Origin of the sequence: Streptomyces sp. NPDC059866 (assembly GCF_042731325.1) — a bacterium.
In the GTDB taxonomy this organism is placed as follows: domain Bacteria; phylum Actinomycetota; class Actinomycetes; order Streptomycetales; family Streptomycetaceae; genus Streptomyces; species Streptomyces flavusporus.
Genome location: NZ_JBHWJT010000005.1, coordinates 358933 through 380011, shown reverse-complemented (window position 1 = coordinate 380011; position 21079 = coordinate 358933). Strand labels below are relative to the sequence as shown.

Below are 21079 nucleotides of genomic sequence, written 5' to 3'. Positions count from 1 at the left end.
GGGCGGGGCCCCTGGCGCAGCGGGCGGCGTCGCCCGCAGGCACGGCATGATGCTGCTCATCCCGGAGGGTTCGGCCCGCGCGCAGGGCCCGGAGCACGCCCCCGCGGTGTGCGGGCCGCCGCTTCCCGCGCCCGCAACTCGCCCGCTTCTCCGCTGAAGACGACCGCACCGCGGCGCAGTTCGTACACGAGGGCGGTCCGGCCGTGCAGGGCGGGCGGCAGCCGCTGCTCCGCCAGGACCACGCAGGCATCCAGCGAGCCCAGCAGGTCGTACGTGCGGGCCGCGACCGCCGGCGCCATGCCCTGCACGGGTTCGTCGACGAGCACCACGCGCGCGCGTGCCAGCAGCGCCCGGGCGAGGGCGAGCATGCGCTGCTCGCCGCCGGAGAGGGTGCCGGCGCGGCGCGGGAGGAGCGGCTGCAGCTGCGGATAGGCGGCGAGGGCGGGGTCGTGGCGCGGCGCCGCGAGTTCCAGGTTCTCCCGCACGGTGAGGGAGCCGAACACGGCCTGCCGCTCCGGTACCAGGCACAGTCCGCGCCGGGCCCGCTCGTAGGCGGGCATGCGGGTCACCTCGACGCCGTCCCACAGCACCGCGCCGCCCGACAGCGGCACGGTTCCGGCCAGCGCGCGCAGGGCGGTCGTACGGCCGGAGCCGTTGCGGCCGAGCAGGACGGTCAGACCGGGGGAGGGGGCGGCGAGGGTGATGCCGTGCAGGGCTTCCAGGGGGCCGTAGCGCACGCGCGCGTGGCGCAGGGCGATGGTCACGGCGTGGCCTCCCGCGCGGCGAGGGCGTCGAGGACGCGACCGGGCGGGCCGGACGCGATGATCCGGCCCGCTGCCATGACGTGCACGACATCGGCGAGGTCGGCGACCAGGTCGAGGTCGTGCTCGACGACGAGCAGAGCGGTTCCGTCCGCGGCGAGCGCCTTCAGGACCCGGGCCAGCGCCGCTGCTTCGGCGGTGTCGAGGCCGGCCGCGGGCTCGTCCAGGAGCAGCACACGCGGGCCACCCGCGAGGGCCCGGGCCAGCTCGACGCGGCGCAGCGTGCCGGTGGGCAGGCCGGCGGCGGGCAGCGCCCGTACCGGGCCGTCCAGCCCGAACAGCCGCAGTGCCCGCTCCACGGCACCCGGATCGGCGATCCGCCCCTGCTCGGCGCCCACCCGGACGTTGTCGGCCACCGTCAACGAGGGGAACACGGCCAGCTGTTGGAAGGTCCGTGCGATGCCGAGCCGGGTGCGGGCGTGGGCGGACAGCCGGGTGATGTCCCGTCCGCCGAACAGCACCCGCCCGCGCGCGGGGCGCACGGTTCCGGCCAGGCAGTGGAACAGGGTGCTCTTTCCGGCGCCGTTGGGGCCGACGAGGGCGGTGATCCGGCCGGGCGGGATGTCGAGGTCGACGCCGTCGAGGGCGGTGAAGCGGCCGTAGCGGGCGATGAGGTGGCGGGTGGTGAGGGTGGGTGCGGGTGCCCGTGCGGGTGCGGGGACGGGCACCCGGCCTTCGGCCGGGTCTTCGTTCCCACCCGCACCCCCCGTGCGGCCATCGTTGTCGGGTGCGGGTGGCCCCTGTGGGGGCTCAGCGCCGTCGGCGGCTGCGGGTGCCCGCTGCTGCGCCGGGTGCAGTCGCCTCCGCGCCCGCTCACCCACCGCAGTCAGCCTCGCCCCCCGCCGCAACCGCAGCCTCCCCGCCGCCGTCCGCAGTGCCTCGTACGGCCCCCCGGGCAAGCGGCCCACCAGTACCGCCAGCAGCCCGATCAGCGCCGCCGCCAACCCGCCCCGGGTGCCCGCGTCGAGGCCGACCAGCAGTGCCGCCGCGGCCAGGGCGCCGAGTGTGCTGTCGGCGCCCAGGACGACGATCGCCGCGAACCACAGCAGGCCGCGCACGGGGTCGTAGGCGGCGGGGTCGAAGGCCCGCAGGCCCATGCCGAGCATGCCGCCGCCCAGCGCCGCCAGCGCGGCGCCGGACACGAACGCCAGCAGTTTCAGGGCCGGCACCTGGACGCCTGCCGCCGACGCCCCCGACTCGTGGTCCCGCATCGCCGCCAGCGCCCGGCCCGTACGGCCCCGGCGCAGCGCGTGCGTGGCGAGCAGCGCGCCGGTCAGGAGGGCCAGCTCCAGCAGGTAGTACGCGCGGTCCCCGGCGAAGCCCGCCGGGCGGTCGAGCGACAGCCCGGACGTGGCGTACGGCTGGGCGAAGACGAACCGGCTCACCCCGACGCCCACCGCGAACGTGGCGAGCGCCAGGGCCAGGCCCTGGCGGCTGATCGCCGGCCAGCCGGTCAGCAGACCGAGCGGGGCGACCAGGAGGACGGCGACGGCGAGCGCGGCCAGCTCCGGCAGGCGGGGCAGGCCCGGGAACCGCCCGGCCGCCAGCAGGGCCGTGAACAGGGCGCCCAGACCCGCGTACGCCGCCTGCCCGAGCGAGATCTGGCCGCTGCGGCCGGTGACCACCACCAGCGACAGCAGCACCACGCCGAGCGCGGGCACCTGCACCGAGGTGTGCAGGTCCCGTCCGGCGAAGCCCGGCGGCAGCAGGAACAGGACCACGGCGACGATCCAGGCGCCCGGCGGGGTCGGCACCCGCGCCGTCGCCGTACGCGGCAGCGCGTCCCGGGTGCCGATGCCGGGCAGCACCAGGGCGGCGACCAGCAACGCCACCACGAACAGGTTCGCGCCGACCGCCTGCAGCAACGGCTCGCCCCAGCCCACCGGATGAAGCCGCGTCAACTGGCTCTGCGCGACCCCGACGCCCAGCGCCACCACCACGGCGACCGGCAGACTGCGCATCCGCGCGGCCACCGCGACCGCCACCACCTCCATGACCAACAGCGGCATCCCGTACGGGTCCAGACGGACGTACGGCGCCAGCAGCACGCCCGTCAGCCCCGCCGTGAACGAGCCGAACGCCCAGCCGGCCGCGGCCACCCGGTCCGCGTCGATCCCGCCGAGCACGGCCAGTTGCCGGTCGTCCACGACCGCCCGCAGCTCCCGCCCGAAACGCGTCCGTCTGATCACGGCCGCCACCGCGGCGGCCAGCACGAGCACGACGGCCAACTGCCCCCACGGCTCGTCCGACACCAGCACCGGGGCGTCGTCCCGCGCCCCCTGCCCCCACAGCAGCGCCGCCCCGCCCACCAGCAGCACGAACACCCCGATGGACGCCACCAACGTCTGCGCCGGATCACTGCCCAGGACCGACAGGGGGCGGAAGACCCACCGCTCCAGGACCGCGCCGAGACCCGGCGCCAGCACCACCAGCGTCACCGCCGCGGCCGGCCACAGCGGCCAGCCCCATTCGACGACGAACTGCCGCAGTGCGTAGGCGCACACCATCGCGATCGCGCCGTGCGCGAAGTTCAGCACGCCCGTCGCGCGGTAGGTCACGATCAGCCCGATCCCGGTGAGCGCGGCGGCGCTGCCCACCGACAGGCCGGCGAGTGTCAGGTCGTACGTGAGGGACGACATCAGCCCGTCGTCCCGGCGGGCTCGCAGATCGGGCACGGGCCCAGCTCGCCGCCCGCCACCAGCTTCCCGTCCACCCGCACGGCCTCCGCCTTCCCGGCCACCAGTGGGCAGTCCGCGCGGTGGAAGAGTGTGCCGCCCGGCACCATCAACAGGTCCGCGCCGGCCGCGACCGGCGCGGCGGCTGCCTGGCCCGACCCGTCCGCGTCGGCGGGCTCGGCGGCCACCAGCAGGGCGTACAGCTCCTCCACGCGCGCGGCGGCGAGCGCGGTGCGGCCGTGGGTGAGCAGTACCGCCCCGGCGATGATCAGCGCGGCGCCGGGGACCGTGCAGGAGGCCAGATAGGGCAGCTGCCGCTCGGCGAACCGCTCACCGGAGACGCCGTACCAGCCCAGGACGCACAGCACCGCGCCGGCCGCGAGCGCCGCCCAGCCGGCCCACAGGACGGGGTGCACGGTCCGCGGTCGGGCTGTCCTCATGGCCGGCTCCCACACGTCGTGTGTCTGGGTGTGTCTGGCTGTATGTCCAAGTCTGCCAACGGACTTGCACTATGCCTTCCGGAAGCTGACGCTGAAAGCGGCGTGCACGGCCCGGACCGACACCCGGTGGTGAGCCAGATGGTTCTCGGGAGCGACCTCAGGCGGGGGAACGCGCGACGGCGTGCGGCACTGGCGGCCGCCCTGCTCCTCTTCCTCGCCCCGGCCCTCGCGGCGTGCAGCGACGACGAGGGCGGCGGCAGCGACAGTCCCCCTCCGACGCCGGCCGTGGAGCAGACGCAACCGACCGATCAGGCGGCGAGCGCGCCCGCCGACACGGCCGCGGCCGAGCGGGAGATCAGGCAGAACTGGCAGCAGTTCTTCGACCCGGCCACCTCCCTGGAGGACAAGCAGAACTTCCTGGAGAACGGCGACCGGATGGCCCCGGTGCTGCAGGCCTTCAGCGGCGACGAACGCGGCTCCCAGGTGCAGGCGAAGGTCGACAAGGTCGAGTTCACCTCGGCGACCGAGGCGAACGTGACGTACACGCTGACCCTCCAGGGCGCCACCGCCCTGCCGGACGCCGCCGGTACCGCGGTCGAGCAGGAGGGCACCTGGAAGGTGTCGGTCAGGACCCTGTGCGGACTCGTCGCCCTGAACCAGACCGGCAATGCGACGCCCCTGCCGGGCTGCTGAGGCCGCCGCCGCGGCCCTGCTGCTCCTGCTGGGCACAGCCTGCGGCAGCCGCCTTCCGGAGAGCGACTTCGAGCACGACAGGCGTACGACGGCCCCGGCCACCGGTGAGCCCCTGCGCGTCGGCATCATCACCAGCGTCACCAGCCCGGTCGGCGGCAACGCCTTCACCGGCCCGCGCGACGGCGCCCAGGCCTACTTCGACCGCCTCAACGCGCGCGGGGGCATCGACGGTCGCCGTGTCGAGGTGCGCCGGTGCGACGACGGCGGCAGCGGCGTGGGCAACAACGAGTGCGTGCACCGGCTGATCGACGAGGACCGGGTCGTCGCCCTCGTCGCCACCACGGCCCTGGACTACGCCGGCGCCTCCCGTGTCTCCCGCGCGCGTGTGCCCGACATCGGCGGCCAGCCCATCGGCGCCGCCTACGACACCTACCCGCACCTGTACGGCATCTACGGCAGCCAGGCGCCCCGTGACGGGAAGCCCGGCTGGGACGGGAAGCTGTACGGTGGCACGGAGGTCTACCGCTACTTCAAACGCGAGCACGGGGCACGCACGGCCGCCGTCGTCTCGTACAACCAGGCCGCGTCCGCCGCCTACGCGCGGCTGGTTGAACGGGGCCTGAAGGCCGAGGGATACGAGGTCGTCACCGAGCAGGTCGACTTCGCGCTGCCCAACTTCCGTGCCGTCGCCGCCGACCTGAAGCAGCAGGGCGCCGACCTCGTCTTCGACGCCATCGACAGCCACGGCAACGCCCGTCTGTGCAAGGCGATGGACGACGTCGGCGCCGAGGTCACCGCCAAGGTCACCAACGTGCAGAACTGGACGTCCACCGTCCCCGAGGACTACAGGGACGCCCCGCGCTGCCGCAACGCCCTGTGGGCGACCGGGTCCAGCCGCAACCACCAGGACACCGGCAACGAGGCCGTACGGGAGTTCCGGGACGCCACCGAGTCGCTGCCGGCGCACTCCCAGTGGCAGTTGGAGGGCTGGGCGGCGGCCAAGTGGTTCACGGACGCGGCGCGGTCCTGCTCCCCGACCGGCATCACGCGCGCGTGCGTCGACGATTTCGTGCACCGCAGCGACGGCTACACCGCGGACGGCCTGCTGCTCCCCGTCACCTTCAGGCCGTTGCCCGAGCCGCCGCGGACCCGCAGGAACTGTCTGTCGGTGGCCCGCTGGCAGGACGGCCGGGGCTGGGTCTCCCAGGGGGACATGAACAGCACCTGCTTCGACGTGCCGCTGCTGTCGTACGAGCCGTGACGCTTCAGGACCGCACCTGTCCGCAACGGCTGACAGACTCGACCCATGCTGGAAACCTCCGCCCGCCTCCTGCGCCTGCTCTCGCTGCTCCAGGCCCACCGCGAATGGTCCGGCGCCGAACTGGCCGACCGCCTCGGCGTCACCCCGCGCACCGTGCGCCGGGACGTCGACCGGCTGCGCGAGCTCGGCTACCCGGTCAACGCCAGCCCCGGCACCGGCGGCGGCTACACACTGGGCGCGGGTGCCGAGCTGCCGCCCCTGCTGCTGGACGACGACGAGGCCGTCGCGGTCGCCGTCGGGCTGCGCACGGCCGCCGGACAGGGCATCGAGGGCATCGGCGAGACCTCCGTACGGGCCCTGGCCAAGCTGGAGCAGGTCCTGCCGAACCGGCTGCGCCGCCGCGTGGGCGCCCTGAACGCCTTCACCGTGCCGATGCTGGGGAGCCCGCAGCCGGCCGCCGTCGACCCGGCCGTGCTGACGGAGCTGGCGGGCCTGTGCCGGGATGCGGAGCGGCTGCGTTTCGAGTACCTGGACCACGAGGGCGCCGCCACCCGCCGCAGTGTCGAACCGCACCGCCTGGTGTGCACCGAGCGCCGCTGGTACCTGATCGCCTGGGACCTCGACCGGGACGACTGGCGCACCTTCCGCGTCGACCGCATCACCCCCAAGCCCCCGCACGGCCCGCGTTTCGCCCCGCGCACCCCGCCCGCCGAGGACCTGGCCGCGTACGTCTCCAAAGGCGTCTCCACGCGCGCGTACGCCACGCACGCCGCAATCCGGCTGCTGGTACCCGTCGAGGAGGCCGCCGAGCACATCTCGCCGTCCGCCGGGACGCTTCAGGCCGACGGCGACGACGCCTGCATCCTGCGCACCGGGGCCGCGAGCCTCGAGGTGATGGTCATTCATGTGACGCTGATGGGATTCGAGTTCGAGGTGCTGGAACCGGACGGGCTGACGGAGGCGATCAGGACGGCACGGGACCGTCTGAGCCGGGCTCTTGAACGGGGTGCTGCTGGAGCCCGGCGTACTGGGGATGGTGCAGGTCGAACGCCGGGGAGTCGGAGCGGATCTTCGGCAGCGTCGTGAAGTTGTGGCGCGGCGGCGGGCAGGAGGTCGCCCATTCCAGGGAGCGGCCGTAGCCCCAGGGGTCGTCCACGTCGACCTTCCTGCCGTACCTGGTGGTCTTCCAGACGTTGTAGAGGAACGGCAGCGTCGACAGGCCGAGCAGGAAGGCGCCGATCGTCGACACGGTGTTCAGGGCGGTGAAGCCGTCCGCGGCGAGGTAGTCGGAGTAGCGGCGCGGCATGCCCTCCGCACCCAGCCAGTGCTGCACCAGGAACGTGGTGTGGAAGCCGATGAACAGTGTCCAGAACTGGATCTTGCCGAGCCGCTCGTCGAGCATCTTCCCGGTGAACTTGGGCCACCAGAAGAAGAACCCGGCGAAGATCGCGAAGACGACGGTGCCGAACACGACGTAGTGGAAGTGCGCCACCACGAAGTACGAGTCCGTGACGTGGAAGTCCATCGGCGGCGACGCCAGGATCACCCCGGTCAGACCGCCGAACAGGAACGTCACCAGGAAACCGACCGACCACAGCATCGGCGTCTCGAAGGACAGCGAGCCCTTGAGCATCGTCCCGGTCCAGTTGAAGAACTTCACGCCCGTCGGCACGGCGATGAGGAAGCTCATGAAGGAGAAGAACGGCAGCAGCACCGCCCCGGTGGCGAACATGTGGTGCGCCCACACGACCACGGACAGACCGGTGATCGCCATCGTCGCGCCGACCAGCGCCGTGTAGCCGAAGATCGGCTTGCGGCTGAAGACCGGGATGATCTCCGTGACGATGCCGAAGAACGGCAGCGCGATGATGTACACCTCGGGATGCCCGAAGAACCAGAACAGGTGCTGCCACAGCAGCGCACCGCCGTTGGCCGCGTCGAAGATGTGCGAGCCGAACCGCCGGTCCGCCTCGAGACACAGCAGCGCGGCCGCCAGCACCGGGAACGCCATCAGGATCAGGATCGACGTGAACAGCGTGTTCCAGGTGAAGATCGGCATCCGGAACATCGTCATGCCGGGGGCGCGCATGGCGATGATGGTGGTGATGAAGTTGACCGCGCCGAGGATCGTGCCGAAGCCGGCCAGAGCCAGGCCCATGATCCACAGGTCGGGCCCGACGCCGGGCGAGCGCTCCATGCTGTTGAGGGGCGCATAGGCGAACCAGCCGAAGGCGGCGGGCCCGTCGGGTACGAGCAGTGAGCCGAGCACGATCAGCCCGCCGAACAGGAACAGCCAGTACGACAGCATGTTCAGCCGTGGGAAGGCGACGTCGGGGGCGCCGATCTGCAACGGCATCAGCTCGTTGGCGAATCCGGCGAAGCTGGGCGTCGCGAACAGCAGCAGCATGATCGTGCCGTGCATCGTGAACAACTGGTTGAACTCGTTGTTGCTCACGATCTGCAGCCCCGGACGGCCCAGCTCGGCGCGCATCACCAGCGCCATCGCCCCGCCGATCAGGAAGAACGCGAACGACGTGATCAGATAGAGGTGGCCGATCTTCTTGTGGTCGGTGGTGGTCAGCCAGTCGACGATCACCTCGCCGCGCGCCCCGGTCCGTACGGGTCCTGCCGCTGCCGGTACGGTCTCCGTCCCCATGCCTCGCTCGCCCCTTCGCTCGTCGCGCCCGGGCCCGCCGAGCCCGCGCCACGCGTACCCGCGGGCCCACGCCATGATGCTCGCGCGGCCGGGTACCGCGACAGGGGGCGTACGGGGAGTCTGTGTCGGAACCGGGTATTTCCTGTGTTGTGCCGACTCCCCGCGGGTCCGCCCGAAAATGGAATGGAATGGGATCCGGGGACGGTTCTTCAGAAACTCTTCGCCGGGCAATTCGAGGAGTTGTGGAGACACACGGGAATTGTGTTCGGATGCCGCCGCAAGGCGTACGGATCCGTCCGTTCGGGTGATGGAGTTCCACCGAAACGCGTGTCGTGATCTTGTGACAGAAGTGTGACCGCAGGGGGATCAGTGACCCACGGTGCACGGGCTCCGCTTCCCCGGCCGACTTCCCCGGCCGCCGTGCAGCGCCTAGCGTGGCGGCATGGCACCCATTCCCACACCTCCCGCGGAACCCGACGACAGTCCCGAGGCGTACATCGGCCTCGAAGAGGCCGCGGCCGAGCGACTCGCGCGCGAGCGCGGCTGGTCGACGGTGCGCTCGCTGCCGCCGGGGGCGATCATCACGATGGAGTACCGCGTGGGCCGGCTGAACTTCGAGGTCAAGGACGGCGTGGTGGCGCGCTCCTGGAAGGGCTGACGGCCGACGGTGCATGACGAAAGGCCCCGGTTCCCTCCAGGAGGAACCGGGGCCTTCGCCGTGCGTACCGCCCGGCCGGTCAGCCGCCCGTGACCGGGCGGGCGGTCGAGGCCGGGCCGCGCGGGAGACGGTCGGGGTGCGGGGGCCGGCGGCTGCCCGCCGGAGTGACCGGGGTGCGCTCCGCGCGGGTGCTGTGCGGGCCCGGGGCCAGATAGACCGGCGCCCGGGTGGTGCGGGCCGCCGCCGACGGGGAGAGGGTCTCGCGCACCGGTGCTGCCTCCTCCTCGGCGACCGGGCACGGGGTGAGCACCGCGGGAACCTCGGCCGGGACGGGCGCGGCCTGCGGAGCCGTACGCCGCGCGCCGGCGAGCCAGCGGCCGCGCAGGTCCAGGAGCCGGGCCTCGGCGTGGGCGATCAGCGGCTCGAACCACGGCAGCGCCAGCAGGATGAGCAGACCCGCGGCCCAGCCCAGCAGCACGTCGCTCAGCCAGTGCGTACCCAGGTAGACGGTGGTGAGGCCGACACTGAGGGACAGCACCGCCGACAGCGCGGACAGCCAGCGCCGGGCGCGTGGCGAGGTGGCGAGATAGGCGAGGATGCCCCAGGTCACGACGGCGTTCGCGGTGTGTCCCGAGGGAAATATGTCGCTTCCGGCCTGGAACCAGTGCCACATCTCGTTGGAGCCGACCTCGGTCGCGTAGTGCGGGCCCGAGCGGCCCAGGCCGTACTTCACCGCACCCACGGTCACGTTCAGCAACAGCAGTGCCGCGCCGAACGCCAGCAGCGGCCGCAGTGTGTGCTGTCGCCAGCAGCGCCAGCCCAGCCAGGCGGCGACCATGACGGCCGTGGGACCGCGCTGCCCGAGGACCACCCAGTAGTCCAGGAAGGCGTGGATCCCGGACCACTGCTGGTAGGGCCGGAACAGCATCGCCTGCCAGTCGAACCGGACCAGCCACGAGGTGGTCACCACGGCGAGGACGATCGTCAGGTAGAAGGTGAGAGTCGCGCCGAAAAGCACCACCCGGTGCCGGGTCATTCGCGGCACGTCGAGGACCGGCCGCACGGGTTCACGGTCCAGTCGGGCGAAGATCCGGTCGAGCCGGGTCAGCGTTGGTTCGGTACGCACACAATCGACGTTACAGCGAGTGAGCTCAGTTCCCCGCCCAATCACCGGGTTTGTAATGACGATGTGATGTGGGATTTCTCTCAGGAAGGGGTTTATTTCCGGGGATTCTGCAATCCCTCGGGGACCTTCCCTTCAATTTCTTTGAGCGGCCCATGGCCTAGTGTTTCAGCCGCTTATGAAACCGTTCACCGGGCACTGGGGAGAACTTTTCCGGTCGATAACCTGGCAATAACCCGGCAATAAAAACCGGCGATCGAAGCAGGTCAGGGCGGACCGGAGCCGTTCAGCCAGAAGGCCCCGTAGGCCGCCGACGCCGCCGCGACCCCGCCCACGACCAGCGCGGCGGCGGTGGTGCGCAGTCCGGCCAGGGCGAGCGCGAGGGGCAGCAGCAGCGGGAACGCCGGCAGCAGCAGGCGCGGTTTCGAGCCGAAGTAGCTGGACGCGCACAGGGCGAGCGCGGTGACCACCCCCGCGTACACCAGCAGCGGAAGCGGCTGGCGCTGCCGGACACAGACGACGTACAGCCAGACCACCAGCCCGACCCCGACGACCAGCCCCAGGCCGGCCAGGGCCGACGGAAACGACGTGAACTTTTCGGCGACGAAGCGGGCGAAGGCGTACCCGCCGTCGAAGCCGTTGCGCCAGCCCGCCTGGACGTCGAGATAGCCGAGCGGACCCTTGCCGGTGTGGTGGCCGACCCACAGGACGTACCCGGCGGCGCCGAGCGGCGCGAGGAGCATGCCGAGGGCGCGCCGCCCGGCCGACGCGCCCTCGATGCCCGCGCCCCCGGAGGGGAAGGCGGCGCGCGACAGGGCATGTGCGCCGGGATCGGGCGCCGCGCTGCGGTACCGCACGGATGGAGCAAGGTCCCGGTCTCGTGCTCGTACGAACGAGGCGATCCCGGCCGCCCACACCGCCGCGACCACGGCGAGCCCCACCGGCCGGGTCAGTCCCGCCAGCAGGGCCAGCGAGCCCGCCGTGAGCCAGCGACCGGTCAGGACCGCGTACAGCGACCAGGCGGCCAGCGCCGTGAACAGCGACTCGCTGTACGCCATCGACTGCACGATCCCGACCGGCAGCACCGCCCACAACAGCACCGCACAGACTCCGGCCCGACGGCCGTACACATGCTCGGCGACCGCGAAGATCCCCCACGCCGCCGCGAGCGAGGCGAGCAGGCTGACGACGAAGCCGGCGACGGCGTACGACAGCGGGGTCACCGCGTGCAGCAGCCGCTCCAGCCAGGGGAGGAGGGGAAAGAAGGCCAGGTCGGAGTGCACGTCGCCGTTCGGCAGACGCACCTCGTAGCCGTAGCCCAGTTCGGCGACCCGGGTGTACCAGAGCGCGTCCCAGCGGGCGGTCAGCAGCGTGTACGCGCTCTTGTCCCGCGCCGCGCTCCATCCGGCCAGCGCGAGCAGTCCCAGCGCACGGACGGCCGCGTACCCGAGAAGGGCCGGGGCCGCCCGGCGCAGGGCCGCGGAGCCGCGGCGTGCCACAGGCGTTTCAAGATCGGTCACGGGCTCGATTATCGACGGCGCGCGGGGCCGTACGGCCGGCGGCGGCGTGACGGGGGGCGACAGCGGGCGACGGTAGTGGCGTACGCCACACTGTTCCGCCATATGTATGAGAGGTCCGCCACTAGATCACGGTACGGACTCGCGTACGCTGACGTGTCACTCGCCGATCGTTGCGCGGGCCGGAGACCACCGCTCCTCTCCGGCCGAGTCACGGGAGAGTCCCCACTCCCGTGAGCCCGCCGAAGCGAGGGAACATCTGGGAGGTACGTACATGTCCGGGACGACCACGGCTGCCGTCGGGCTGCGCCGTCGGGCGGCCGGGGCCGGTGCCAACCGCTGGGTCGTCCTCGTGGTCCTCTGCACCAGCCTGTTGCTGGTCGCGGTCGACGCGACCGTGCTGCACGTGGCGGTGCCCGCCGTCACCGAGGACCTCAAGCCCAGCGCGATAGAACTGCTCTGGATCGTCGACACCTACCCGCTCGTCTGCGCCTCGCTGCTGATCCTCTTCGGCACGCTCGGCGACCGGGTGGGCCGCAGACGGATCCTGCTCCTCGGCTACGCCCTGTTCGGCGTCGCCTCCGCCATGGCGGCCGTCGCCGACACCGCGCAGGTCCTGATCGTGGCGCGGGCGTTGCTCGGCGTCGGCGGCGCGATGATCATGCCCGCGACGCTGTCGATCCTGCGGCAGGTCTTCCCCGACCGGCGCGAGCGGGCGCTCGCGATCGGCGTCTGGAGTGCGGTGGCCGCGGTCGGCGCGGCGGTCGGGCCCCTTCTCGGCGGCTTCCTCCTCGAGCACTTCTGGTGGGGGTCGGTGTTCCTTGTCAACATCCCGTTGATGCTGGTCAGTCTGCCGGTGGGGCGACTTCTGCTGCCCGAGTCGACGGGAGCGGGGGACGGGCCCTGGGACGTGGCCGGTGCGCTGATGGCGGCGGCCGGGTTGTTCGGGGTGGTGCTGGGGGTCAAGCGGCTCGGTGGCGGTGAGCCGGTGGACAGCGCGTTCACCGTGGTGCCGCTCGTGGTGGGGGTCGCGCTGGTCGTCCTGTTCGTACGGCGGCAGCGGCGGCGCAAGCATCCGCTGGTCGACCTGCGGATGTTCGCCCGTCCGGCGTTCAGTACGTCGGTCGGGTGCATTGTGCTGGCGATGCTCGCGCTGGTGGGGCTGGAGCTGATCGCGGCGCAGTATCTGCAGCTGGTGCTGGACCTGTCGCCGCTGGAAACCGGGCTGCGGTTGGTGCCGCTGACGTTCGCGGCGATGGCTGCGGGGCTGTTCGGGGCGCGGATGCTGCGGCGGTTCGGGCCGCGGCGGATGGTGTCCTGCGGGTTCTGTCTCACGGCCTTCGCCGTGGTGCTGCTGACCGCGATGGGGCAGCAGGACAACCCCGGGCTGCTGCTGGCCGGGTTCGTGCTGCTCGGGTTCGGGCTGGAGACCACGCTGTTCGGGGCGTACGAGTCCATGCTGAGCGAGGCTCCGCCGGAGCAGGCGGGGGGCGCGGCGGCGATCGGGGAGACGTCGTACCAGCTGGGGGCGGGGATCGGGATTGCGCTTCTCGGAAGCGTGATGAATGCGGCGTACACGCCTGGGCTGACGTCCGTGCCGGGGGTTCCGGCGTCGGCCTCGGCTGCGGCGGGGCATTCGCTGGGGGAGGCGTATGACGTCGCCGGGCGGCTCGGGGGACCGGCGGGGGATGCCCTGCGGAAGGCGGCTCGGGACTGTTTTGTGCATGGGCTGCATGTGACGCTGCTGGTGAGTGCGGGGCTGTTGCTGCTCGGGGCGGTGATGGCGTTGCGGTTGCCGCGGGCCATGCAGTACGAGACGGTCGCTGTGGAGGTGCCGTCGCCTCGTGCCGGCGTCGGGTCTCCCACCCATGCACCCCCGGTGGACGTCGCCCGCGGGGGTTGAGCGCCGCCTGCGGCCTGCGGGTGGTTGCTCCGCAGGCCCTCGGGTCGTAACGTCACCCCGAGTCCGTGACTAGCGGTGCTAGTTTGAGCTGCCCGGAGGGTGTCGGTGTCCTCGAAGTCCCCGAAGTCCGCGAAGTCCGCGAAGTCCGCGAAGCCCGAGAAGCCCGAGAAGTTGCCCGCCTTCGATCCGTTCGATCCGCTCGGGATCGACGACTTGCTGGACCCCGAGGATCTGGCCGTCCGGGACACCGTGCGCAGCTGGGCCGCGGACCGGGTGCTGCCGCACATCGCCGAGTGGTTCGAGGCGGGCGAGCTGCCGGGGATCCGGGAGCTGGCCAAGGAGCTCGGAGGTATCGGGGCGCTCGGGATGTCGCTCAGCGGGTACGGGTGCGCCGGGGCCAGTGCGGTGCAGTACGGGCTCGCCTGTCTGGAGCTCGAGGCCGCCGACTCCGGGATCCGGTCCCTGGTGTCGGTGCAGGGATCGCTCGCCATGTACGCCATCCACCGGTTCGGCTCCGAGGAGCAGAAGCAGCGGTGGCTGCCCGGCATGGCCGCCGGTGACGTGATCGGCTGCTTCGGGCTCACCGAACCCGATCACGGGTCCGACCCCGCCTCGATGCGGACGTATGCCAAGCGGGACGGCGGCGACTGGGTCCTGAGCGGGCGCAAGATGTGGATCACCAACGGGTCCGTCGCCGGGGTCGCGGTCGTGTGGGCGCAGACCGAGGAGGGCATCCGCGGGTTCGTCGTACCCACCGACGCCCCCGGGTTCTCCGTGCCCGAGATCCGGCACAAGTGGTCGCTGCGGGCCAGCGTCACCAGCGAGCTGATTCTCGACGACGTGCGGCTGCCCGCGGATGCCGTGCTGCCGGACGTGACCGGACTGCGCGGTCCGCTCAGCTGTCTCTCCCATGCCCGGTACGGCATCGTCTGGGGTGCCATGGGCGCGGCGCGGACCTGCTTCGAGACCGCCGTCGACTACGCGAAGACGCGGGAGCAGTTCGGGCGGCCCATCGGCGGGTTCCAGCTCACCCAGGCCAAACTCGCCGACATGGCGGTCGAACTGCACAAGGGGATTCTGCTCGCCCATCACCTGGGGCGGCGGATGGACGCCGGCCGGCTGCGACCCGAACAGGTCAGCTTCGGCAAGCTCAACAATGTACGAGAGGCCATCGACATCTGCCGTACGGCCCGGACGATCCTCGGGGCCAACGGGATCTCACTGGAGTACCCGGTGATGCGGCATGCGACCAACCTGGAATCGGTGCTCACCTACGAGGGCACCGTCGAGATGCACCAACTCGTGCTGGGCAAGGCGCTCACCGGAGTCGATGCCTTCCGGTGATCCGTCGCACCGGAAAGGGCAGGCCGGTGAGCGGCCTTGCCTCAGCTCTGGTTGAAGAAGCCGTCCGCCCGGTGGGCGGCGGACTCCCCGCTGATGATCTCCGTGTCGGCGGGGCTCAGCAGGAACACACGGTTGGACACGCGGTCGATCGAACCGCGCAGCCCGAAGATCAGGCCGGCCGCGAAGTCCACCACGCGCTTGGCGTCGGCGGGCTCCATGGCCGTCAGGTTCATGATCACCGGGACGCCGTCCCGGAACAGCTCGCCGATGGCGCGGGCGTCCCGGAAGCTGTCCGGGGTGACCGTGCCGATCCGGCGGCCCTTCTCCTCGGCCGTGTCCGTGGCCACCTTCACCCGGGGGTCCGTGACCCAGGCGTCCCTGGACTCGGTCCCCTCGGAGTACTCGTCGTCGTCGTAGTAACGCTCGTCATCGTTGTCGTCGACGAGGCCGAGCCACGCACTCGCCTTGCGCACCGATCCCATGGACGCCTCCTCTCACAGCGGGCTTTCTCGCTTTCCGCATCTCTATGGTCATCCATGATGCGGACGGTGCGCCAAGTGGATAGACGCCGCGCGGGGGGTTTGTGACGGTACTGGTGCACAGCGAATCCGTCGAGAGCCCGGGTGCCCCAAGGGTCCTGCCAGGTCCAGCTGCTGACTGTGAGTGAAATATGATTCTTCATGGCGTACGGGTGAGGGACGGGGCGTACGGGTGAACCAAGGCGGGCGACCGATGTGAAAATCGGTCGATACGATGCGGCTGCTCAATGTCGCACGCATCACGGGGGATCGTCGTGTTCGGAATCGTCAGGCCGTGCAGCCACCGGCTCGGGGAACGGCTCAAGACGCAGTGGATGGCGCATCTGTGCGGACTGTGTCTTGCGCTGCGCAGTGACCATGGACAGTTCGCCCGGGTGGTGACGAACTACGACGGGCTTCTCATCTCCGTATTGACGGAGGCTCAGGCCGCGCGGGCCGACGCCGAGGGGTGGCGGCGTACCGCGGGGCCGTGTCCGCTGCGCGGGATGCGGACCGCGTCCGTCGCCCAGGGTGAGGGGGCCCGGCTCGCGGCCGCCGTCTCGCTGGTGCTCGCGTCGGCCAAGGTGCGCGACCATGTCGCCGACGGGGACGGGCTGCTGGGCCGTCGGCCGGTGGCGCTCGCCGCGCGCCGGGTCGCCGACGGGTGGGGGCGTGCGGGGGCTCGTGGTGCAGCGGTGGTCGGGTTCGATACGGCGGTGCTGGTCGACGCCGTGGACCGGCAGGTCGGCATCGAGGCGCTCGCCGGGCCCGGGACGTCGATCCTGACCGTCACCGAGCCGACCGAGACCGCCACGGCCGCGGCCTTTGCGCACACCGCGATCCTGGCGGGCCGGCCGGGCAACGCCGCACCGCTCGCCGAGGCCGGCCGGCTCTTCGGACGGCTGGCGCATCTGCTGGACGCCGTGGAGGACCAGGAGACTGACGCCGCGTCGGGTGCCTGGAACCCACTGACGGCCACGGGGACCTCGCTCGCCGAGGCGCGGCGGCTCGCGGACGACGCCGTGCACGGGGTGCGGCTGGCGCTGCGGGAGGTGGAGTTCAGGGACGGCCGGCTGGCGCACCTGCTGCTCGTGCACGAGCTGCGGCGCTCGGTGGACCGGGCGTTCGGCACGGTGCCCGCCTGCGCGTCCCACCAGCCCGGGCCCTATGGCCAGCCGCCACAGCAGGGGCCGTACGGGGCACCGCAGAATCCGTACGCCGGCGGGAACCCGTACGCGGGCGGAAACCCTTATGCGGGCGGAAACCCTTATGCGGGCGGCGGGGGAGCGCCCGGCGGTGGTGGCGGTGGTGACTTCGGCGGGTTCGGCGGTGGGCCGGCCGCTCAGCCGCCGAAGGGACGGCGTGGGTTCTGGGCCGGCTGCGGGATGTTCTGGCTGCTGTGCTGCACCTGCAAGCTGTGCTGCGCGGAAGAGTACGAGGGCCCCTGGTCCCGCAAGAAGCGCGAGGGCTGCTGCCGTGACTGCGACTGCAACTGCAGCGGCTGCGACTGCTGCTGCCCCTGCGACGGCTGCTGAACGGTTGCTGTGCTCCGACGGTGGGGCAGCGGTGGCCAATTCCCGTAACTCGTTCAAAGATTGACGGCCGAAAGGCGCTCTTGCGCCCGTCGGCCGTGCCCCCGAATACTCCCCCTCAGCGCTTGTCAGGGGCACGGCGTGTTCGGAATCCGGGCACGCGGCCGCTGGCTGCGCCTCACGGGCCCCGACCCCACGCGGGCCCCCTACTTCCCATGTGGAGGAACGAAAAGTGAGGATCAAGCGCACCACCCCCCGCAGCGGCATAACGAGACGGACCCGGCTGATCGCCGTTTCCACCGGACTTGTGGCCGCCGCCGCGATCGCGATCCCCAGCGCGAACGCGTCCGACACCGCCACGTTCAGCGCCACCGAGCTCAAGAGCGCCGGCAACTCGGTGCTCAAGGCCGACGTCCCGGGCACCGCCTGGGCCGTCGACAGCAAGACCAACCGCGTGCTGCTCACCGTCGACAGCACGGTCTCCGCGGCCGAGATCGCGAAGATCAAGAAGGCGGCCGGCGCCGACGCCGACGCCCTGACGATCAAGCGCACCCCCGGCAAGTTCAACAAGCTGATCCAGGGCGGCGACGCCATCTATGCGAGTAGCTGGCGCTGCTCCCTCGGCTTCAACGTCCAGAACAGCAGCGGCACCCAGTACTTCCTGACCGCCGGTCACTGCACCGACGGCGCCGGCACCTGGTACTCCAACTCCGGCCGCACCACGGTCATCGGCTCGACCACCGGCTCCAGCTTCCCGGGCAACGACTACGGCATCGTGCGGTACTCCGGGTCCGTCAGCAGGCCCGGCACCGCGAACGGCGTGGACATCACCCGCGCGGCCACGCCGAGCGTGGGCACCACCGTCATCCGCGACGGTTCCACCACCGGCACGCACAGCGGCCGGGTCACCGCCCTCAACGCCACCGTCAACTACGGCGGCGGCGACATCGTCTCCGGCCTGATCCAGACCACGGTCTGCGCCGAGCCCGGCGACTCCGGCGGCCCGCTCTACGGCAGCAACGGCACCGCGTACGGTCTGACCTCCGGCGGCAGCGGCAACTGCAGCTCCGGCGGTACGACCTTCTTCCAGCCCGTCACGGAGGCCCTGAGCGCCTACGGCGTCAGCGTCTACTGACGTTCAGCCGGTCATCGGTACCTGTGTGACCTGATCCGCAGCCGGCGGCAAGCGAGCCCCCGCACGCAACTCGTGTGCGGGGGCTCGCCCTTGTTCCACTCCCTGAAGGGTCGAGTTTCGGACAGGACTAGACCTCACTCAATGCATACCGGTTACTCGCGCGTAGTGTTTGCACTGCGAATCGCGCTGGCGTGACCGTGGACGTTCAAGTTGCACAAGGCGTATGGGGCGCACGCCAGTTGTCGTACGCGCGTCCTGAAGTCGACCTTGTGTGCTCCCTGTGGGTGTCGGAATAGTGGGCGCCCAGTCCACACACCTTCTGGTCCGTGAGGCCCCCACAGCCTCCCGGACCAACCCCCCACAGGAGGACGTGAGTTGAAGCACCGACGCATACCCAGGCGGCGGGCCGCCGTGGCAGGTGCGGGCATCGCCGCACTGGTCGCCGCGGGAGTCACCTTGCAGAGTGCGAACGCCAGTGAGACCCCGGAGGCGCCCGCGCTCAAGACGCTGTCGGCCCTGGCGGCCGGAAAGCTCGCCTCGACGCTCGACCGTGACCTCGGCGCGGACGCGGCGGGAACGTACTACGACGCGAAGGCCAAGAGCCTCGTGGTGAACGTGCTCGACGAGGCCGCGGCACAGACGGTCGAGCAGGCCGGCGCCAAGGCCAGAATCGTCGAGAACTCCCTCGCCGAACTGAAGGGCGCCCGTACGACCCTGAAGCAGGACGCGACCATCCCCGGCACCTCCTGGGTGACCGACCCGACCACCAACAAGGTCGTCGTGACCGCCGACCGCACGGTCTCCGCGGCCGAGTGGAAGAAGCTGACGGCGGTTGTCGAGGAGCTCGGCGGCACGGCCGAACTCCAGCGCACCAAGGGCGAGTTCAAGCCCTTCATCGCCGGCGGCGACGCCATCACCGGCGACGGCGGGCGCTGCTCGCTCGGCTTCAACGTGGTCAAGGGCGGGGAGCCGTTCTTCCTCACCGCGGGCCACTGCACCGAGGGGATCTCCACCTGGTCGGACTCGTCCGGCAACGTCATCGGCGAGAACGAGGCCTCCAGCTTCCCGGGTGACGACTACGGCCTCGTCAAGTACACCGCCGAGGTCGACCACCCGAGCGAGGTCAACCTCTACGACGGTTCCACGCAGGCGATCTCGGGCGCGGCCGAGGCCACGGTCGGCATGGAGGTCACCCGCAGCGGCTCGACCACGCAGGTGCACTCCGGCACGGTCACCGGTTTGGACGCCACCGTGAACTACGGCAACGGCGACATCGTCAACGGCCTCATCCAGACCGACGTCTGCGCCGAGCCCGGTGACAGCGGCGGCTCGCTGTTCTCCGGCAGCAACGCGGTCGGCCTCACCTCCGGCGGCAGCGGCGACTGCACCTCCGGCGGGGAGACCTTCTTCCAGCCGGTGACGGAGGCCCTGTCGGCGACCGGTACCGAGATCGGCTGATTCACTCCGTTCCTGCGAAGTCCCGCCCCGCGCGCGAGGGGCGGGACTTCCGCATGCGGGCGTCCGTCTGCTGTTCGGCGTGAACCTGGCGGTGGAGGGGCCCGAGCCCGACGCGTCCGTACGACGGGGAAGGCGCCGTACTCCGGTGCGCGGCGGTGCCTTCATCGACGAGTCGACCCCCTGTGCCCCGCTCCGCTGTCCCCCACTCTCGAAGACGCTCGAGCGGGGGCCCCCCATCGCCGACGGCCTCACCGTCCTGCTCGGCCCCGAGGACGACCTCGGCATCGGCACCGCCCAAAGGCTTGCTCAGGCGGGGGCGCGTCGGACGCGTTCGGCGCCAACCGCCGTGATCTGCAACTGCACCTGACCGAACTGCACCGGGCCGTCCGGAGCCGGGATGGGGCCCAACTCCCTCTCTCCGGCGGGCGGAAGACCGCGTCGTATCGCGGGCGCATCGAAAAACGCATACGCCCGCGATACAGTCCTCCGCCTTCAATGCGGGCATGGACCACAGCACATCACTGTCAGCCCCAGCCCGTCGTACGCGCAGGATCGTGATCGCCGGTCTGGCGATCCTCGGTGCAGCGATCGCTGCGTTCGGCCCGTTCGGCACGGTGCTGAGGATGCTGTCCATGCCGCTGCGCAGGCCGGGGTGGCACGTCTTCTTCGGTACGTTCAACGGCGTGGCACTCATCACGGTGGCCGTACTGCCGTTGGCCGCGTCGACGGTGTGGGCACTGGCACGCCGTCGGAGGGCCGCAGGCGTCACGTCGGCGTGGCGGATGTCGCTGGCCGAGGTCGGCATCGTCTACGGGACGATGCCGTGGGTCTGGATCATCATGCTGCCGGGCGACGAGGCCGGCGCCGTCGTGAGCCTGGTACCGCTGCGGGACCTGCTGGCGATGGACACGGGTCAGGTCGTCGGCAACCTGCTGGTGTTCGCGGCGCTGGGATTCCTCGCCCCGCTGCGGTTCGCGGCGCTGGCGTCGGTACCGCGGGTCCTGGCGCTCGCGGCGGGCTGCTCGGTCCTGGTCGAGACCGCGCAGTACGTCCTGCGGCTGGACCGGGTGTCCTCCGTGGACGACGTACTGCTCAACACCGCCGGCGCCGGGCTGGCCGCGCTGGCGTCGCGCCGCTGGTGGCGCGCTACGGCCACAGCGTCGTCGGACGGACCTCGATCGGCCCCGGTACCGGGGCGCTGAGCCGCGCGCGGTACGCTGGCCTCGGTGCACCGCTACCTCGGCCGCGGGGATCAGTCGAACCGTGGTTGACGCTGAGATTGATCATGGTCCGCCGCCAGGCCCCGGAATGTCCGGGTTCATTGGCTACCGGAGACGTTCGAATG

16 protein-coding genes and 2 pseudogenes are annotated in these 21079 nt (G+C 71.5%); 11 read left to right on the top strand and 7 right to left on the bottom strand.

Annotation, left to right across the window (positions count from 1 at the left end):
* Positions 1-56 precede the first annotated feature (56 nt).
* From ACFV7R_RS10310 to ACFV7R_RS10300, 3 genes are read right to left on the bottom strand one after another with little or no spacing between them, the layout of a single operon-like run.
* Entirely contained in the window at positions 57-764 is a 708-nt protein-coding gene (locus ACFV7R_RS10310; RefSeq protein ID WP_385262068.1) for an ATP-binding cassette domain-containing protein, read from the bottom strand.
* Positions 761-3460, bottom strand: a complete 2700-nt coding sequence (locus ACFV7R_RS10305; RefSeq protein ID WP_385262153.1) for an ATP-binding cassette domain-containing protein — start codon at positions 3458-3460, stop codon at positions 761-763. The genes ACFV7R_RS10310 and ACFV7R_RS10305 overlap by 4 nt, the downstream gene beginning before the upstream one ends.
* On the bottom strand, positions 3460-3936 hold the full coding sequence (locus ACFV7R_RS10300) for a hypothetical protein (protein WP_385262065.1): 477 nt from the start codon (positions 3934-3936) through the stop codon (positions 3460-3462). Before ACFV7R_RS10300 ends, ACFV7R_RS10305 begins: the two co-directional genes overlap by 1 nt.
* A gap of 138 nt (positions 3937-4074) precedes the next feature.
* Between ACFV7R_RS10300 and ACFV7R_RS10295 the strand changes: the two genes are divergently transcribed.
* From ACFV7R_RS10295 to ACFV7R_RS10285, 3 genes are read left to right on the top strand one after another with little or no spacing between them, the layout of a single operon-like run.
* The gene (locus ACFV7R_RS10295; protein ID WP_385262063.1) at positions 4075-4629 is read left to right on the top strand and encodes a hypothetical protein; all 555 of its coding nucleotides are present in this window, start codon (positions 4075-4077) and stop codon (positions 4627-4629) included.
* Entirely contained in the window at positions 4604-5890 is a 1287-nt protein-coding gene (locus tag ACFV7R_RS10290; protein ID WP_385262062.1) for an ABC transporter substrate-binding protein, read from the top strand. Before ACFV7R_RS10295 ends, ACFV7R_RS10290 begins: the two co-directional genes overlap by 26 nt.
* 45 nt (positions 5891-5935) lie before the next feature.
* Positions 5936-6976 carry a helix-turn-helix transcriptional regulator gene (locus ACFV7R_RS10285; RefSeq protein WP_385262060.1) on the top strand — a complete coding sequence of 347 codons (1041 nt, stop codon included), beginning with the start codon at positions 5936-5938 and terminating at the stop codon, positions 6974-6976.
* On the opposite strand, the pseudogene ctaD reads toward ACFV7R_RS10285, so the two are convergent.
* Positions 6873-8546: pseudogene (gene ctaD, locus ACFV7R_RS10280) on the bottom strand (cytochrome c oxidase subunit I); the annotation flags it as partial. The gene ACFV7R_RS10285 and the pseudogene ctaD overlap by 104 nt on opposite strands.
* Before the next feature lie 442 nt (positions 8547-8988).
* On the opposite strand from ctaD, the gene ACFV7R_RS10275 reads away from it, so the two are divergent.
* Positions 8989-9204 (top strand): I78 family peptidase inhibitor, encoded by a 216-nt coding sequence (locus ACFV7R_RS10275; protein WP_129797083.1) that lies wholly within the window; start codon positions 8989-8991, stop codon positions 9202-9204.
* A gap of 79 nt (positions 9205-9283) precedes the next feature.
* Here the strand turns inward: ACFV7R_RS10275 and ACFV7R_RS10270 are convergent, their stop codons facing one another.
* Both ACFV7R_RS10270 and ACFV7R_RS10265 read right to left on the bottom strand, forming a co-directional pair.
* Positions 9284-10330, bottom strand: coding sequence for a phosphatase PAP2 family protein (locus tag ACFV7R_RS10270; RefSeq protein WP_385262058.1), 1047 nt, complete (start codon positions 10328-10330; stop codon positions 9284-9286).
* A gap of 263 nt (positions 10331-10593) precedes the next feature.
* The gene (locus ACFV7R_RS10265) at positions 10594-11847 is read right to left on the bottom strand and encodes a mannosyltransferase family protein (protein WP_385262056.1); all 1254 of its coding nucleotides are present in this window, start codon (positions 11845-11847) and stop codon (positions 10594-10596) included.
* A gap of 271 nt (positions 11848-12118) precedes the next feature.
* Between ACFV7R_RS10265 and ACFV7R_RS10260 the strand changes: the two genes are divergently transcribed.
* Together ACFV7R_RS10260 and ACFV7R_RS10255 are read left to right on the top strand one after the other, a co-directional pair.
* Entirely contained in the window at positions 12119-13747 is a 1629-nt protein-coding gene (locus ACFV7R_RS10260; protein ID WP_385262053.1) for an MFS transporter, read from the top strand.
* A gap of 171 nt (positions 13748-13918) precedes the next feature.
* Positions 13919-15091: an acyl-CoA dehydrogenase family protein gene (locus ACFV7R_RS10255; RefSeq protein ID WP_385262150.1), complete on the top strand. Its 1173-nt coding sequence runs from the start codon at positions 13919-13921 to the stop codon at positions 15089-15091.
* A 41-nt stretch (positions 15092-15132) separates the two neighbouring features.
* On the opposite strand, the gene ACFV7R_RS10250 is transcribed toward ACFV7R_RS10255, so the two are convergent.
* Entirely contained in the window at positions 15133-15573 is a 441-nt protein-coding gene (locus ACFV7R_RS10250; RefSeq protein WP_385262051.1) for a cell division protein SepF, read from the bottom strand.
* Positions 15574-15884: 311 nt separating this feature from the next.
* On the opposite strand from ACFV7R_RS10250, the gene ACFV7R_RS10245 reads away from it, so the two are divergent.
* From ACFV7R_RS10245 to ACFV7R_RS10225, 5 genes and pseudogenes are all read left to right on the top strand, one after another.
* Positions 15885-17144, top strand: a complete 1260-nt coding sequence (locus ACFV7R_RS10245; RefSeq protein ID WP_385262050.1) for a DUF5685 family protein — start codon at positions 15885-15887, stop codon at positions 17142-17144.
* A gap of 229 nt (positions 17145-17373) precedes the next feature.
* On the top strand, positions 17374-18276 hold the full coding sequence (locus ACFV7R_RS10240; protein ID WP_385262047.1) for a S1 family peptidase: 903 nt from the start codon (positions 17374-17376) through the stop codon (positions 18274-18276).
* A gap of 375 nt (positions 18277-18651) precedes the next feature.
* Positions 18652-19734 carry a S1 family peptidase gene (locus tag ACFV7R_RS10235; RefSeq protein WP_129797077.1) on the top strand — a complete coding sequence of 361 codons (1083 nt, stop codon included), beginning with the start codon at positions 18652-18654 and terminating at the stop codon, positions 19732-19734.
* A 237-nt stretch (positions 19735-19971) separates the two neighbouring features.
* A pseudogene (locus ACFV7R_RS10230) lies at positions 19972-20172 on the top strand (hypothetical protein); the annotation flags it as partial.
* 65 nt (positions 20173-20237) lie between these two features.
* Positions 20238-20936, top strand: a complete 699-nt coding sequence (locus tag ACFV7R_RS10225; protein WP_385262044.1) for a VanZ family protein — start codon at positions 20238-20240, stop codon at positions 20934-20936.
* Positions 20937-21079 lie beyond the last annotated feature (143 nt).

Coding starts and splice junctions, on each gene's coding strand:
- ACFV7R_RS10290 (WP_385262062.1), top strand. CDS start 4,604: ATGCGACGCCCCTGCCGGGCTGCTGAGGCCGCCGCCGCGGCCCTGCTG.
- ACFV7R_RS10300 (WP_385262065.1), bottom strand. CDS start 3,936: ATGAGGACAGCCCGACCGCGGACCGTGCACCCCGTCCTGTGGGCCGGC.
- ACFV7R_RS10260 (WP_385262053.1), top strand. CDS start 12,119: ATGTCCGGGACGACCACGGCTGCCGTCGGGCTGCGCCGTCGGGCGGCC.
- ACFV7R_RS10305 (WP_385262153.1), bottom strand. CDS start 3,460: ATGTCGTCCCTCACGTACGACCTGACACTCGCCGGCCTGTCGGTGGGC.
- ACFV7R_RS10225 (WP_385262044.1), top strand. CDS start 20,238: ATGGACCACAGCACATCACTGTCAGCCCCAGCCCGTCGTACGCGCAGG.
- ACFV7R_RS10250 (WP_385262051.1), bottom strand. CDS start 15,573: ATGGGATCGGTGCGCAAGGCGAGTGCGTGGCTCGGCCTCGTCGACGAC.
- ACFV7R_RS10285 (WP_385262060.1), top strand. CDS start 5,936: ATGCTGGAAACCTCCGCCCGCCTCCTGCGCCTGCTCTCGCTGCTCCAG.
- ACFV7R_RS10295 (WP_385262063.1), top strand. CDS start 4,075: ATGGTTCTCGGGAGCGACCTCAGGCGGGGGAACGCGCGACGGCGTGCG.
- ACFV7R_RS10275 (WP_129797083.1), top strand. CDS start 8,989: ATGGCACCCATTCCCACACCTCCCGCGGAACCCGACGACAGTCCCGAG.